This is a genomic window from Streptomyces sp. TLI_105 (assembly GCF_900105415.1).
GTDB lineage: Bacteria > Actinomycetota > Actinomycetes > Streptomycetales > Streptomycetaceae > Streptomyces.
In genome coordinates, this window is the sequence record NZ_FNSM01000001.1 from 2823804 (window position 1) to 2838767 (window position 14964).

At 70.1% G+C, this 14964-nt stretch carries 13 protein-coding genes and 1 riboswitch; of the genes, 8 read left to right on the forward strand and 5 right to left on the reverse strand.

Features of this window, described 5'->3' with window-relative positions; all coding sequences use genetic code 11:
• Positions 1-105: 105 nt before the first annotated feature.
• Positions 106-699 (reverse strand): TetR/AcrR family transcriptional regulator, encoded by a 594-nt coding sequence (locus BLW86_RS12705; RefSeq protein ID WP_093874140.1) that lies wholly within the window; start codon positions 697-699, stop codon positions 106-108.
• A gap of 83 nt (positions 700-782) precedes the next feature.
• On the opposite strand from BLW86_RS12705, the gene BLW86_RS12710 reads away from it, so the two are divergent.
• Both BLW86_RS12710 and nagB read left to right on the forward strand, forming a co-directional pair.
• Positions 783-1547 (forward strand): SDR family oxidoreductase, encoded by a 765-nt coding sequence (locus tag BLW86_RS12710; RefSeq protein ID WP_093874141.1) that lies wholly within the window; start codon positions 783-785, stop codon positions 1545-1547.
• 251 nt (positions 1548-1798) lie between these two features.
• Positions 1799-2584: a glucosamine-6-phosphate deaminase gene (gene nagB / locus BLW86_RS12715; RefSeq protein ID WP_093874142.1), complete on the forward strand. Its 786-nt coding sequence runs from the start codon at positions 1799-1801 to the stop codon at positions 2582-2584.
• A gap of 92 nt (positions 2585-2676) precedes the next feature.
• Here the strand turns inward: nagB and BLW86_RS12720 are convergent, their stop codons facing one another.
• From BLW86_RS12720 to BLW86_RS12735, 4 genes are all read right to left on the reverse strand, one after another.
• Positions 2677-4200, reverse strand: a complete 1524-nt coding sequence (locus BLW86_RS12720) for a glycoside hydrolase family 3 protein (RefSeq protein WP_093874143.1) — start codon at positions 4198-4200, stop codon at positions 2677-2679.
• Between the two features lie 9 nt (positions 4201-4209).
• Positions 4210-5046 (reverse strand): carbohydrate ABC transporter permease, encoded by an 837-nt coding sequence (locus BLW86_RS12725; protein ID WP_093878634.1) that lies wholly within the window; start codon positions 5044-5046, stop codon positions 4210-4212.
• A gap of 29 nt (positions 5047-5075) precedes the next feature.
• The gene (locus BLW86_RS12730; RefSeq protein WP_093874144.1) at positions 5076-6095 is read right to left on the reverse strand and encodes a carbohydrate ABC transporter permease; all 1020 of its coding nucleotides are present in this window, start codon (positions 6093-6095) and stop codon (positions 5076-5078) included.
• Positions 6096-6232: 137 nt separating this feature from the next.
• Positions 6233-7528 carry an extracellular solute-binding protein gene (locus BLW86_RS12735; protein ID WP_093874145.1) on the reverse strand — a complete coding sequence of 432 codons (1296 nt, stop codon included), beginning with the start codon at positions 7526-7528 and terminating at the stop codon, positions 6233-6235.
• 285 nt (positions 7529-7813) lie between these two features.
• On the opposite strand from BLW86_RS12735, the gene BLW86_RS12740 reads away from it, so the two are divergent.
• The 6 genes from BLW86_RS12740 (at position 7814) to BLW86_RS12765 (ending at position 14937) form a co-directional block, all read left to right on the forward strand.
• On the forward strand, positions 7814-8578 hold the full coding sequence (locus BLW86_RS12740; protein ID WP_093874146.1) for a GntR family transcriptional regulator: 765 nt from the start codon (positions 7814-7816) through the stop codon (positions 8576-8578).
• Between the two features lie 190 nt (positions 8579-8768).
• Positions 8769-9032, forward strand: a complete 264-nt coding sequence (locus tag BLW86_RS12745; protein WP_093878635.1) for a DUF3311 domain-containing protein — start codon at positions 8769-8771, stop codon at positions 9030-9032.
• A complete protein-coding gene (mctP, locus tag BLW86_RS12750; protein ID WP_093874147.1) occupies positions 9029-10654 on the forward strand; it encodes a monocarboxylate uptake permease MctP in 1626 nt (541 codons plus the stop codon). The genes BLW86_RS12745 and mctP overlap by 4 nt, the downstream gene beginning before the upstream one ends.
• 86 nt (positions 10655-10740) lie before the next feature.
• Entirely contained in the window at positions 10741-11241 is a 501-nt protein-coding gene (locus tag BLW86_RS12755) for a GNAT family N-acetyltransferase (protein WP_093874148.1), read from the forward strand.
• A 79-nt stretch (positions 11242-11320) separates the two neighbouring features.
• A riboswitch (cobalamin riboswitch) is annotated at positions 11321-11397 on the forward strand.
• 151 nt (positions 11398-11548) lie between these two features.
• On the forward strand, positions 11549-13924 hold the full coding sequence (locus tag BLW86_RS12760; protein WP_093874149.1) for a ribonucleoside-diphosphate reductase subunit alpha: 2376 nt from the start codon (positions 11549-11551) through the stop codon (positions 13922-13924).
• Positions 13924-14937: a ribonucleotide-diphosphate reductase subunit beta gene (locus BLW86_RS12765; protein ID WP_177181639.1), complete on the forward strand. Its 1014-nt coding sequence runs from the start codon at positions 13924-13926 to the stop codon at positions 14935-14937. The genes BLW86_RS12760 and BLW86_RS12765 overlap by 1 nt, the downstream gene beginning before the upstream one ends.
• The last annotated feature ends 27 nt before the right edge of the window (positions 14938-14964 follow it).

The following is a 14964-nucleotide window of genomic DNA, read 5'->3' on the forward strand; positions in this document are numbered from 1 at the left end:
CGGCCCGCGGGTGTTTCCGGGGCCTCTCGGCCCGGCCCCTCCGGCGGGTCCGACCCGGCCCCTCCGGCGGCTCTCGACCCGAGCCGTCCCGGCCGCACGCCCCCCTCAGGCCGGCCAGGCCCGCATCGCCGCTTCCGCCACCGCCGTCAGCTCCTCCGCCGTCGCCCCGTCGCGGGCCTGCAGGGACATGCCCTGGAGCACGGCGCCGATCAGCCGGGCCAGCGCGCGCGGATCGGTGTCCGGCGGGAGCTCGCCCGTCTCCACGTCCTGGCGGATGTGGTTCTCGAACGCGGCCAGATTGTCGTTCCGCCGGGCCCGCAGGGCCTCCTCGACCTCCGGGGTCGAGCAGTTCACGGCCGCGGAGATCATCAGGCAGCCGTGCGGATGGCCGGGCTCCGTGAAGAGCACGGCGGCCTCACGCAGCATGCGCCCCAAGGCGGCGCGGGCGGTCGACTCCTCGGCGAAGGCACGGCCGCCGTAGGCCCCGTAGCTGAGCGCGTACGCCTCGACGACCTCCTCGAACAGCGTCTTCTTGTCGCCGAAGGCCGCGTAGAGGCTGGGCGCGCTGATGCCCATGGCGCGGGTGAGGTCGGCGACGGAGGTCGTCTCGTAGCCGTGCTCCCAGAAGGCCATCGTCGCCTGCTCCAGGGCCGTGAGCCGGTCGAAGGAGCGGGGGCGGCCGCGCTGTCTCGTCACCATGGAGTGAATTCTATAGCGCCCACTACGGATCGTGGGGTACGGTCTTTAAGTAACGACCGCTACAGAAAGAGGGGGGCGTCGCCATGGGCGTGCTCGACGGAAGGCTGACCGGGAAGACGGCACTGGTCACGGGCGGGAGCCGGGGCATCGGACGGGGGATCGCCGAGCGGCTCGGACGCGAGGGCGCGCGGGTCGCGGTGCACTACGGGACGAACGAGGCGGCGGCGAAGGACACGGTCGCCGCGATCGAGGAGGCCGGCGGCTCCGCCTTCGCCCTGGGCCAGGAGCTGGGGGTGCCGGGGGACGCGGCGGCGCTCTGGCGGGCCTTCGACGCGCAGGCGGACGGCCTGGACATCCTGGTGAACAACGCGGGAATCGGGGCGTCGCAGCCGTTCGCGACGATCGGCGACGAGGAGTACGACCGGATCTTCGCGGTCAACACGAAGGCGCCCTTCTTCCTGGCGCAGCTGGGGGCGGAGCGACTGCGGGACGGCGGCCGGATCGTCAACATCTCGACGGGCCTGAGCCGGGCGGCGGCCATGCCGGACCTGATCGCGTACGCGATGTCGAAGGGCGCGCTCGACGTCTTCACCCGCTATCTGTCGAAGGTCCTCGGCCCGCGCGGGATCACGGTCAACGCGGTGGCGCCGGGGATCGTGGACACGGACATCAACGCCGGGTGGCTGCGGGGGAACGAGGAGGCCTGGGCGGGGGCGGCGGCGATGGCGACGCTGGGCGCGGTCGGGACGCCGCCGGAGATAGCGGACGTGGTGGCCTTCCTGGCCTCCGACGACGCGCGGTGGGTGACGGGCGACTGGATCGACGTGACGGGAGGTTCGCTGGCCTGACGGGCGGGGACGGGGCGGGAGGTTCGCCGGCCTGACGGGCGGGACGGAGCGGGAGGTTCGCCGGCCCGGCGGGCGGGGGCGGGGTGGGGTTCGAGTGGCTGGTGGGGCGGGTGCGGCCGACGATGGAGGCGGTGCCGTCCGCGGGGCGGAACGGCATGAGGGGAAGGCCTCCCCTCTGCTAGATTTGGACCCAGATTGGTCTATACCACACGGTCCTTTCAGCAGCCCCTCACCAGATCGGCAGGCACAGCGTGGAAGTTGTCATCGTCAAGGACGCCAAGGCCGGCGGCGAGCTCATCGCGGACGGCATCGCCGACCTCCTGCGCAGCAAGCCTGACGCGCTGCTCGGCGTGGCCACGGGCTCCACCCCGATCCCGATCTACGACGCCCTGGTCGCCCGGGTCTCCGCCGGCGCCGTGGACGTCTCCCGGGCCCGGATCGCCCAGCTCGACGAGTACGTCGGCCTGCCCGCGGGGCACCCGGAGTCGTACCGCTCCACCGTGCTCCGCCAGGTCGTCGAGCCGCTCGGGCTCTCCCCGGAGGCCTTCATGGGTCCCGACGGCTCCGCCGAGGACGTCCTGGCGGCCTGCGAGGCCTACGACAAGGCGCTGGCCGAGGCCGGCGGCGTGGATCTGCAGATCCTCGGCATCGGCACCGACGGGCACATCGGCTTCAACGAGCCGTGCTCCTCGCTCGCCTCCCGCACCCGGATCAAGACGCTCACCGAGCAGACCCGCGTCGACAACGCCCGCTTCTTCGACGACGACATCGAGCAGGTGCCGCACCACGTCATCACCCAGGGCATCGGCACCATCCTGGAGGCCCGTCACCTGGTGCTGCTCGCCACCGGCGAGGGCAAGGCCGAGGCCGTGGCGCAGACCGTCGAGGGCCCCGTGGCGGCGCTCGTGCCGGCCTCCGCGCTGCAGCTGCACCCGCACGCCACGGTCGTGGTGGACGAGGCCGCCGCCTCCAAGCTGAAGCTCGCGGACTACTTCCGCCACACCTTCGCGAACAAGCCCGCCTGGCAGGGCATCTAGGACCCGTACGGAGAGGGGCCCGGTACCTGTCCAGGTACCGGGCCCCTCTCCGTCCCGCGCAGGTCTCCGTCCCGCGCAGGTCTCCGTCTCGCTCAGGCGCCGGTTCCGACGACGGCCTCGGCGGCGGCGCGGCCGCAGACCCGGGCCGCGCCGTGCGTGGCGATGTGCAGGGCCCCGCGGGGCTCCGCCTCGTCGAGGCCCATCTCGACCACGACGGTGTCGGGGCGGGCCGCGAGGAGGCCGTCCAGGGCCCGGGTCATCCAGGGGTGCCGGTGGGCGTCCCGTACGACCGCCACGATCCGCCGCTCCCCCGCGGCGGCCAGGACGGCGTCCACGGACGACTCGCCGTACGAGCCGCTCTCCGTGCCGGGCAGCAGGCGCTCCAGCTCGGCCGTGATGCCCCAGGGCGTCTCGTCACCGACCGCGAAGTTGGCGACCGGGGTGAAGGAGGCCACGTAGGGAGCGCCGGTCATCGGCGTGTACGGCCGCTCCCCCCGGGTCACCTTCAGGGCCCGGCGGGCCGCGACGAGTCCGATGTCGGTGCCGGGCGCGGTCCCCTCCTGCGCTGCCGCGCCCGACACCGATCCAGCCCCCCTGGCCCGGTGCGCCTGGGTCCAGGCCGCCAGGGCGCGCACGCGCGCCGCGGCGTCGGCCAGCCGCTCCTCGGGCAGTTCACCGGTCCGTACCGCGTCGACGAGGGCGTCTCGCAGCCGCAGCACGGTGTCCTCGTCGCACAGCCCGCCGCCGACGCAGATGGCGTCGGCGCCCGCGGCGATCGCGAGGACGGATCCGCGCTCGATGCCGTACGTCGCCGCGACGGCCTGCATCTCCATGCCGTCGGTGACGATCAGCCCCTCGAAGCCCAGCTCCTGACGCAGCAGACCGGTGAGGATCTGCGGGCTCAGGGTGGCCGGACGGTGGGGGTCGAGCGCGGAGAGCAGAATATGCGCGCTCATGACCGCTTTGGTACCCGCGGCGACGGCCGCGCGGAAAGGTACCAGCTCACGGGCGTGCAGTGTGGCGAGGTCCACATCGATCCGGGGCAGCGCGTCGTGCGAATCGACGTTGGTGTCGCCGTGTCCGGGGAAGTGCTTGGTGCAGGCCGCGACCCCGACGCCCTGGAGGCCGTCGACGTACGCCACGGTGTGCCGGGCGACCAGGTCCGGGTCCGGGCCGAAGGAGCGGACGCCGATGACCGGGTTCTCGGCGTTGGAGTTGACGTCCGCCGAGGGCGCCCAGTTCAGGTCGACGCCGCACTCCACGAGCCGGCGGCCCAGCTCGCGGGCGACGGCCCGGGTGAGCTCGACGTCGTCGACGCTGCCCAGCGCGTAGTTGCCGGGGAAGGACGAGCCCTGCTTGACCTCCAGGCGGGTGACGTCCCCGCCCTCCTCGTCGATGGCGACGAGGACGTCGTCCCGCTCGGCGCGCAGCCGCGCGGTGAGGGCGGCGAGCTGCTCGGGGTCGGCGATGTTCCGGCCGAAGAGTCCGACCGAGGAGAGGCCCTCGCCGATGCGGCGGAGCAGCCAGTCGGGGGCGGTGGTGCCGGCGAAGCCGGGCTGGAGGACCGTGAGCGCGTCACGGGTCAGGGTGTCCGAGCCGTGTACGAGTGTGGTCATGGGGGTCCGTTATCCCTTCACCGCGCCGGCGGTCATGCCGCCGACGGCCTTGCGCTGGAGGAAGAGGAAGACGATGAGCACGGGGAGGGCGAAGAGCGTGGAGGCGGCCATGGTGGCGCCCCAGTCGCTGCCGAAGGCGGTCTGGAACTGGGTCAGCCAGAGCGTCAGGGTCTGCGACTCCTTCTCCTTGTTCAGCATGAGGATCATGGCGAACTCGTTCCAGGCGGTGATGAAGCCGAAGAGCGAGGTCGACATCAGTCCGGGTGCGAGCAGCGGGAAGATCACCTTGCGGAAGGCCTGGCCGCGGGTGCAGCCGTCGATCTGCGCGGCCTCCTCCAGTTCGACCGGGACGGCGGCGATGAAGCCGCGCAGGGTCCAGATCGTGAAGGGGAGGACCATGACGAAGTAGACGAGCGTGAGCATCGGGATGCTGTTGAGCAGGTCGTTCTCACGGGAGATCATGTACATCGCGATGACCATGACCTCCCAGGGGGCCATCTGAGCCATCATCACGACGAGGACGATGCCCTTGCGCCCCCTGAACCTGAGGCGGGCGATCGCGAAGCTCGCGGCCAGGGCGACGACCAGCGCGAGCAGTACGGCGCCGAGGGTGACCGTGAGGCTGTTGGTGACGTACGTCCAGAACAGGTCGACGCCGGTCGCGGTCGTGTAGTTCTCGAACGTCGGGGTGAAGACGAAGACCGGGTCCTTGGTCATGATCTCGTGCTGCGGCTTCAGCGAGGACGAGAACATCCAGTAGACCGGGAAGACGAACACGGCCGCGAGCACGAGGGCGCCGAGGTTCTTGGCGACCGCGGCGACGGTGAGCGGCTTCCTGGTGCGCAGCTTCTGCGGAGTCGGGGTGGCGGCGGCGCTCACAGCTCCTCCTCCTTCAGGATCAGGCGGAAGTAGAAGGACAGGACCGCGATGAGCATCACGATCGTCAGGACGGAGATGGCGGCGGCGACGCCGTAGTGGAACTGTCCGACGCCCTCGATGTAGGCGAAGACGGGGAGCGTCTCCGAACCGCGGTCGGGGCCGCCCAGGTTCATGGCGTAGACCTGCGCGAACGCCTTGAAGATCCAGATGATCTCCAGGAACGTGGTGATCATGAAGAAGGACTTCAGGTTCGGGAAGACCACGGCCCAGAAGGTCCGCCAGCCGCTCGCGCCGTCCATCTTCGCGGCCTCGTACAGCTCGGAGCCGATGGTGGTCAGGCCGGCGTACATGTTGAGGGCGACGAACGGGACGGAGCCCCAGACGAGCAGGATCAGGACGATGACCAGGGTGGAGAAGCCGGTCTCGAACCAGTTGTGCTGGTCGTAGCCGGAGAAGCCCAGCGTGCGCATCAGCCAGTTCACGACGCCGAACTGCTCGTCGAAGAGCCAGCGGAAGACCGTGACGGAGGCGACGATCGGCATGGCCCAGGCGAACATCAGGGCCAGCGAGAGGACCAGTCGCATCTTCTTGCCGAGGCGGTTGAGCAGCAGGCCGATGCCCGTGCCGATCGCCATGATGAGGGCGACGTTGACGGCGGTGAAGACGACGCTGCGGACGACGACGGTCCAGAAGTCCGCGTCACCGAGGAGCTCGGTGTAGTTGTCGAAGCCGGTCCAGACCGTCTCGCGGGTGATGAACTCCTTCCGGTTGAGCTGCTGGAAGGAGAGGATCACGTTGCGGATCAGCGGGTAGAGCAGCAGCACCGCCATGGACAACAGGGCCGGCGCGACGAGCAGGTAGGGCAGCACCCCGCTGGGCAGGGAGCGTCTGCCGCGTGGAGGCTGAAGGACTTCCTTCGGGCCCGAAGAGGGTGGCGGAGTCTGCGACTTCCCTGCCGCCCTCCCGGGCGCGTCCTGGGGACCGGCGGTCGCCGTCCCCTGGGAGTCCACGGTCATGGTCTTATTCCTCGCGGTTCTGGGGCTCCCGCGCCCACCGGGGCACGGCCCGGGGGAACGGGCCGCTGATCACTGCATCGCTGCGACGCGCCGGTGGTGCGGCCGGTGCGAACCGGCCGCACCACCGGGGCTACGGATTACTGCTGGTTGATGCGCTCGTCGATGACCTTGTCGGCCGCCTCGCCGGCCTTCTTGGCGTCCTCGCCCTTCAGGACCTTGGTCATGTAGTCCTTGATCGGGTTCGGGGCGGTCTCGACGTTCGCCCAGCCCGGGGTGACCGGGGTGACCTTGCCGGAGGCGGACGAGGCCGCCATGGCCTCGGCGAAGGAGCCCGCGGCGGGCTTGAACTGCGCGGAGTCGGTGTTGGGAAGCAGCGCGCCCTCGGTGGCGGCGGCGTACTTCGTCATGAACTCCTTGCCGGCGGCGAGGGCCAGCCACTCCTTCGCGAGGTCCTTGTTCTTGGAGCGCTCGGCGACGGCCAGGTTCGAGCCGCCGAGGAAGACGGAGCCCGGCTTGTCGGCGGTCTTGCCCGGGATCGGGAAGTAGCCGAAGTCGGCGGTCTTGCCGGCCTTCTTCATGGCGTCGATCGCGCCGCCGGCCTCCCAGCCGAGGCCGATCCAGGACGCCACGCCGCCCTTGGGGACGATGTCGGTGGACTGCTGCGGGGTCGCCTCGTCCTTGTCCTTCGGAGCGGTCGAGTAGGACGCCAGCTCCTTGTAGAAGTTCATGGCGTTGACGGCCTCGGGGGAGGACAGGTTGCCCTTCCACTTGTCGCCGTCCTTGACCGCCAGGTCGCTGCCCTCGTCCCAGATGAGGCCGGCGAGGACGTACCAGGACTGGCCCGGCAGGTAGATGGCCTGCGACTTGGGGTCGGACGCCTTGAGCTTCTTCAGGCCGTCGATCCACTCGGCGCGGGTCTTCGGCGGGGTGACGCCGGCCTTCTTGAAGGCGGCCTTGTCGTAGACGACGACGCGGTTGGCGGCGTACCAGGGGGCGGAGTAGAGCTTGCCGTCCAGCTCGTTGGAGGCGACCATGCCCTTGTTCCAGGCGTCGTAGCCGAGCTTGGCCTTGTCGCCGGAGAGGTCGGCGAGGCCGCCGGTGACCGCGTAGCCGGCGGTCTGCGTGTTGCCGAGCTCCAGGACGTCCGGCGGGGTGTCCTCGGAGAGGGCGGTGGTGACCTTCTCCTGGATGCCGTTCCAGATCTGCTTCTCGACCTTGACCTTGACGCCCGGGTGCTTGGCCTCGAAGGCCTTGTTCACCTCGGCCATCCAGGCGTCCGGCGCGGAGCCGTCCATGACCCAGACGGTCAGGGTCTTGTCGCCCCCGGCCGCCCCCTTGCCGCCGTCCTTGCCGCTGTCGCTCTCCGAACCACACGCCGCGATGGAGACCATCATGCCCGCGACGCCGATCGCCGCGATGAGCTTGCGCTTCACGCCACCCTCCTCAGGGATGCCTGCAACCCCTGCCCACCGCGCGAAGACATACGTCAGGTAGTGCTCGTGGGGCTGGGACCTGGTCTTTAATGGTTTAGACCAGTACCGGGAGCTTGGCCTAGACCTTTAGGGGTGTCAAGGGTGTATAAGAAGGGCAGTCGCGTCCGTTATCGGACCGACACCTGAGGGAGGGCGACGACCCGTGACCGGTCCGTGCCACCATGTGAGCCGCGACAGACGGAGGAGCCGGTGACGGCAGCAGCACAGGACTCGGGAAGGCAGGCCATGGGCACGGACGCGGGCAGTACGGAGACAGAGAGCGGGACACCGACCCGCACCGCGCGCGTGCCCAAGTACTACCGACTGAAGCGGCACCTGCTCGACATGACGGAGACCCTGCCGCCCGGCACGCCGGTCCCGCCGGAGCGCACGCTCGCCGCCGAGTTCGACACCTCGCGCACCACCGTGCGCCAGGCGCTCCAGGAGCTGGTCGTCGAGGGCCGTCTCGAGCGCATCCAGGGCAAGGGCACCTTCGTGGCCAAGCCCAAGGTCTCGCAGGCCCTGCAACTCACCTCCTACACGGAGGACATGCGCGCCCAGGGCCTGGAGCCCACCTCACAGCTCCTCGACATCGGGTACGTCACGGCCGACGACACCCTCGCCGGGCTGCTGGACATCTCGGCCGGCGGCCGGGTGCTCCGCATCGAGCGCCTGCGCCTCGCGAGCGGCGAGCCGATGGCGATCGAGACCACCCACCTGTCGGCGAAGCGCTTCCCCGCGCTGCGCCGCTCGCTGGTGAAGTACACCTCGCTCTACACGGCGCTCGCCGAGGTCTACGACGTGCACCTCGCCGAGGCCGAGGAGACCATCGAGACCTCCCTCGCCACCCCGCGCGAGGCCGGTCTGCTCGGCACGGACGTGGGCCTGCCGATGCTGATGCTCTCCCGGCACTCGCTGGACGCCCAGGGCGAGCCGGTGGAGTGGGTGCGGTCCGTCTACCGCGGCGACCGGTACAAGTTCGTGGCGCGTCTGAAGCGCCCCAACGGCTGAGCCCCTCGAGGGCCGGGCCTCGCGCACGGCCGGCCCTCTCGTACGGCACGAACGGCCGCACCCCGGCGGGGGGTGCGGCCGTTCGGCGTCGAATCGCTTCCGTTATGCGGACAGGGGTTCCCAGCACGGGAGCAGTCCCCTAGATTTCCCCAGCACTATCGAGGTGATCAGCGAGGGGACGGGAATCGCCATGTCAGAGGCGTCAGATGTGACACAAGGGAAACAACCGACCATCACACCCCTGCGGGTGGTGATCGCGCTCTGCCTGTTCGCCCCGTTCGTGGCGATGCTCTGGGTGAGCTCCTACGCGAAGGTCGAACCGGCCTTCGCCGGCATCCCGTTCTTCTACTGGTACCAGATGCTCTGGGTGCTGATCTCCACGGTGCTCACCATGGTCGCGTACAAGCTGTGGCAGCTGGACCAGCGTGCCCGCAAGGGAGGTGACGCGCGATGAAGGACGTGTCCGGCGTGAACGGCGTGGCGCTCGGCGTCTTCGTCTTCTTCTTCCTGGCCGTCACGGTCATGGGCTTCCTGGCCGCGCGCTGGCGCAAGGCCGAGAACGAGCACAGCCTCGACGAATGGGGCCTGGGCGGACGGTCGTTCGGCACCTGGGTCACCTGGTTCCTGCTCGGCGGCGACCTCTACACGGCGTACACCTTCGTCGCCGTCCCCGCGGCCATCTACGCGGCGGGCGCGGCCGGCTTCTTCGCCGTCCCGTACACGATCCTGGTGTACCCGCTGATCTTCACCTTCCTGCCGCGCCTCTGGTCGGTCTCGCACAAGCACGGATACGTCACCACCTCAGACTTCGTGCGCGGCCGTTTCGGTTCCAAGGGCCTGTCGCTCGCGGTGGCGGTCACCGGCATCCTCGCCACCATGCCGTACATCGCGCTCCAGCTCGTCGGCATCCAGGCCGTCCTGGACGTGATGGGCGTCGGCGGCGGCGAGGACACCCACTGGTTCGTCAAGGACCTGCCGCTGCTGATCGCCTTCGGCGTGCTGGCCGCGTACACGTACTCCTCCGGCCTGCGCGCCCCCGCGCTCATCGCCTTCGTCAAGGACACGCTGATCTACATCGTCATCGCGGTGGCGATCATCTACATCCCGATCAAGCTCGGCGGCTTCGACGAGATCTTCACCAAGGCGGGCGAGGCCTTCGCGCAGACGGGCCCGACTGGCAAGCCTCGCGGCGCACTCGTTTCCCCCGAGGCGAACCAGTGGACGTACGCGACGCTCGCGCTCGGCTCGGCCCTGGCGCTCTTCATGTACCCGCACTCCATCACGGCGACGCTGTCGTCCCGGAGCCGGAACGTCATCCGCCGCAACACCACCATCCTGCCGCTGTACTCGCTGATGCTGGGCCTGCTCGCGCTGCTCGGCTTCATGGCGATCGCCGCCGGAATCAAGGTTAAAAATCCCCAGCTCTCCATCCCGCAGCTCTTCGAGACCATGTTCCCGGACTGGTTCGCGGGCGTCGCGTTCGCCGCGATCGGCATCGGCGCGCTCGTCCCGGCCGCGATCATGTCGATCGCCGCGGCCAACCTCTTCACCCGCAACATCTACAAGGACTTCATCAAGAAGGACGCCACCCCGGCCCAGGAGACCAAGGTCTCCAAGCTGGTCTCCCTCCTGGTGAAGGTCGGCGCGCTCGTCTTCGTCCTCACCATGGACAAGACGGTCGCCATCAACTTCCAGCTGCTCGGCGGCATCTGGATCCTGCAGACCTTCCCGGCGCTCGTCGGCGGCCTGTTCACCCGCTGGTTCCACCGCTGGGCGCTGCTCGCCGGCTGGGCCGTCGGCATGGTCTACGGCACGGCCGCCGCGTACGGCGTCGCCAGCCCGACCCAGAAGCACTTCGGCGGCTCGGCGGCCGAGATCCCCGGCATCGGCGAGATCGGCTACATCGGCCTCACCGCCTTCGTGCTCAACGTCGTGGTCACGGTCGTCCTGACCTTCGTCCTCAAGGCCGTCAAGGCCCCCGAGGGCGTCGACGAGACCTCCCCGGAGGACTACACGGCGGACGCGGGCGACGCGGGCGTCCGCCCCCTCCCGAAGGTCGGCGCCGAAACGCACTGACCGCGGAACACCCCGCGGGGGCCCGGGATCCCATCATGGGATCCCGGGCCCCCGCGCGTGTGACCGCGCGCGGCAGACTGGGACGCATGGACTTCACGATCAGGGCGGTACGGCCCGAGGAGTACGAGGAGCTCGGTGACCTCACCGGGCTGACCTATCTGAACGACGGTCTGCTGCTGCACGGCGAGGACGACTTCTACCTGGACGTGCTCCGCGACACGGCCCGGCGGGCGCGCGAGAGCGAGGTGCTCGTCGCCGTCGACGCGGACGGCACCGTCATCGGCGGGGTGACCTTCGCGGAGGGCGGCACCGCCTGGGCGGACATCGCCGTCCCCGGCGAAGCCGAGTTCCGCATGCTCGTGGTCGCGCCGGCGGCCCGCGGCAGGGGCGTCGGAGAAGCCCTCGTACGCGCCTGCGTGGACCGCGCGCGGGCCCTGACCGGGTGCGCGCGCCTCGTGCTCTCCACGGCCCCCAAGATGGTCTCGGCGCACCGGATCTACGAGCGGATGGGCTTCGTCCGCACCCCGGACCGCGACTGGCGGCCGATCCCCGAGCACTTTCTGCGGACGTACGCCCTGGAGCTGTAGCCCCGGGACCGACACAACATGTGGGGGGTGCCACGAGCGGCGCCCCCCACATGTATGCTCGTCCTCGCTGTCGACGCAGGGGAATCCGGCGCGAATCCGGAACTGTCCCGCAACGGTGTGCTTCGTGCGGTTTCGTACGCGGTGAGTCCGAAGACCTTCCGGCAGCGCGCCCGGTCCGTCCGTTCCGGGTGCCACAGACGTCCGGGCCTCGCGGAGTGGGTTGGTGGACGCGGCGCGCCCGCGCGTACGGGTGCCCGCCTGCCCGCCTCCCGCCCGCGCGCCCCGCCGAGCGAGGGAGAGCCCCCACGTGACCATCGCGCCCGCCGATCCGGCTTCGGCCGAGGCTTCCGCGGTCGAGAGCGACGGCCCCGGGACCGTGCTGCTGCGGACCCTGACCGACCTCACCGCCGATCTCCCCGACACCGACCCCGGCAAGGTCGCCGCCGCCGCCCTCCGCGGCCGCAGCGCCACGTCGGACGAGGCGGAGCTGCGCGAGCTGGCCACCGAGGCGGCCGCCGGCCTGATCGCCGAGGACCCCGCGTACTCCCGGCTCGCCGCCCGGCTCCTCACCATCACCATCGCCGACGAGGCGGCCGGCCAGGGCGCCGTCTCCTTCTCGGCCTCCGTCGCCGTCGGGCACCGCGAGGGCCTCATCGCCGACCGCACCGCCGACTTCGTCACCCTGCACGCCGCGCGGCTCGACGCGACGATCGACGCGGCCGGCGACGACCGCTTCGGCTACTTCGGTCTGCGCACCCTCTACTCGCGCTACCTGCTGCGCCACCCGATCACCCGCAAGGTGATCGAGACCCCGCAGCACTTCATGCTGCGCGTCGCCTGCGGCCTCGCCGAGGACGACAGCGTCCGCGCCCTCGACGAGGTGGCCGCGCTGTACGGCCTGATGAGCCGTCTGGACTACCTGCCGTCCTCCCCCACGCTCTTCAACTCCGGCACCCGCCACCCGCAGATGTCCTCCTGCTACCTGCTGGACTCCCCGCAGGACGAGCTGGACTCCATCTACGACCGCTACCACCAGGTCGCGCGCCTCTCGAAGCACGCGGGCGGCATCGGCCTGTCGTACTCCCGCATCCGCGCCCGCGGTTCGCTGATCCGCGGCACCAACGGGCACTCCAACGGCATCGTGCCGTTCCTGAAGACGCTCGACGCCTCCGTCGCCGCCGTGAACCAGGGCGGCCGCCGCAAGGGCGCCGCCGCGGTCTACCTGGAGACCTGGCACGCGGACATCGAGGAGTTCCTGGAGCTCCGCGACAACACGGGCGAGGACCAGCGCCGTACGCACAACCTGAACCTGGCGCACTGGATCCCGGACGAGTTCATGCGCCGGGTCAACGCCGACGCCGAGTGGTCGCTGTTCTCCCCGGCGGACGTGCCCGAGCTCGTCGACCTGTACGGCGAGGAGTTCGACGCCGCCTACCGCGAGGCCGAGGCGGCGGGCCTGGCCCGCAAGACGATGCCGGCCCGCGACCTGTACGGCCGGATGATGCGCACCCTGGCCCAGACCGGCAACGGCTGGATGACCTTCAAGGACGCCTCGAACCGTACGGCCAACCAGACGGCCGAGCCCGGCACCGTCGTCCACTCCTCGAACCTCTGCACCGAGATCATCGAGGTCACGAACGACGGCGAGACGGCGGTCTGCAACCTCGGCTCGGTCAACCTCGGCGCCTTCGTGTCGGGTTCGGACATCGACTGGGAGCGGCTGGACGAGACCGTCCGCACGGCCGTCACCTTCCTCGACCGGGTCGTCGACATCAACTTCTACCCGACCGAGCAGGCGGGCCGCTCCAACGCCAAGTGGCGCCCGGTCGGCCTCGGCGCGATGGGCCTCCAGGACGTCTTCTTCCAGCTGAAGCTGCCGTTCGACTCCGCCGAGGCGCGCGCCCTGTCCACCCGGATCGCCGAGCGGATCATGCTCGCCGCGTACGAGGCGTCCGCCGACCTCGCCGAGCGCAGCGGCCCGCTCCCCGCCTGGGCCAAGACCCGCACCGCCCGGGGCGTCCTGCACCCCGACCACTACGACGTGGAGCTCAACTGGCCGGAGCGCTGGGCGGCGCTGCGCGAGCGGATCGCGTCGACCGGCATGCGCAACTCCCTCCTCCTGGCCATCGCGCCGACGGCGACCATCGCCTCGATCGCGGGCGTCTACGAGTGCATCGAGCCGCAGGTCTCCAACCTGTTCAAGCGCGAGACGCTGTCCGGCGAGTTCCTCCAGGTCAACTCGTACCTCGTCGACGAGCTGAAGAAGCTCGGCGTGTGGGACGCACAGACCCGTGAGGCGCTGCGCGACTCCAACGGCTCGGTGGCCGGCTTCACCTGGGTCCCCGCCGAGGTGCGCGAGCTGTACCGCACGGCCTGGGAGATCCCGCAGCGCGGTCTGATCGACATGGCCGCCGCCCGTACGCCGTTCCTGGACCAGTCGCAGTCGCTGAACCTGTTCCTGGAGACGCCGACGATCGGCAAGCTGTCGTCGATGTACGCGTACGCCTGGAAGCAGGGCCTGAAGACCACGTACTACCTGCGCTCCCGCCCGGCGACCCGGATCGCCCGCGCCGCCCAGGCCGCGACGACCGCCGCCCCGATCCCCGTCCAGCAGGCGACGTCCGACGCGGACGCGCTCGCCTGCTCCCTGGAAAACCCCGAGTCCTGCGAGGCCTGCCAGTAATGAGCACCGAGAAGAAGAACCTCCTGGACCCGGGCTTCGAACTGACCCTCCGTCCGATGCGCTACCCGGACTTCTACGAGCGCTACCGGGACGCCATCAAGAACACCTGGACCGTGGAGGAGGTCGACCTCCACTCGGACGTCGCCGACCTCGCCAAGCTCACCCCCGGTGAGCAGCACATGATCGGCCGGCTGGTCGCGTTCTTCGCGACGGGCGACTCGATCGTGGCGAACAACCTGGTCCTGACGCTCTACAAGCACATCAACTCGCCCGAGGCGCGCCTCTACCTGTCGCGGCAGCTGTTCGAGGAGGCCGTGCACGTCCAGTTCTATCTGACGCTGCTCGACACCTACCTGCCCGACCCGGCCGACCGCGCCGCCGCGTTCGACGCCGTCGAGAACATCCCCTCCATCCGCGAGAAGGCGCAGTTCTGCTTCAAGTGGATGGACTCGGTCGAGAAGATCGAGAAGCTGGAGACGGCCGCCGACCGCCGCCGCTTCCTGCTGAACCTGATCTGCTTCGCGGCGTGCATCGAGGGCCTGTTCTTCTACGGCGCCTTCGCGTACGTCTACTGGTTCCGCTCCCGCGGCCTGCTGCACGGCCTGGCGACGGGCACCAACTGGGTGTTCCGCGACGAGACGATGCACATGAACTTCGCCTTCGAGGTCGTGGACACCGTCCGCAAGGAGGAGCCCGAGCTCTTCGACGACGCCCTCCAGCAGCAGGTCACGGACATGTTGAAGGAGGCCGTCGAGGCGGAGCTTCAGTTCGGCCGCGACCTGTGCGGCGACGGCCTGCCGGGCATGAACACCGAGTCGATGCGCCAGTACCTCCAGTGCGTCGCCGACCAGCGGCTCGTTCGCCTCGGCTTCCCGCCGGTCTTCGGTTCCGAGAACCCGTTCGCGTTCATGGAGCTCCAGGGCGTCCAGGAGCTGACCAACTTCTTCGAGCGCCGCCCGTCCGCCTACCAGGTGGCGGTCGAGGGCTCGGTGGACCTCGACGAGGACTTCTAGCCGGTACGGCGAAGGGCCCCGCACTCC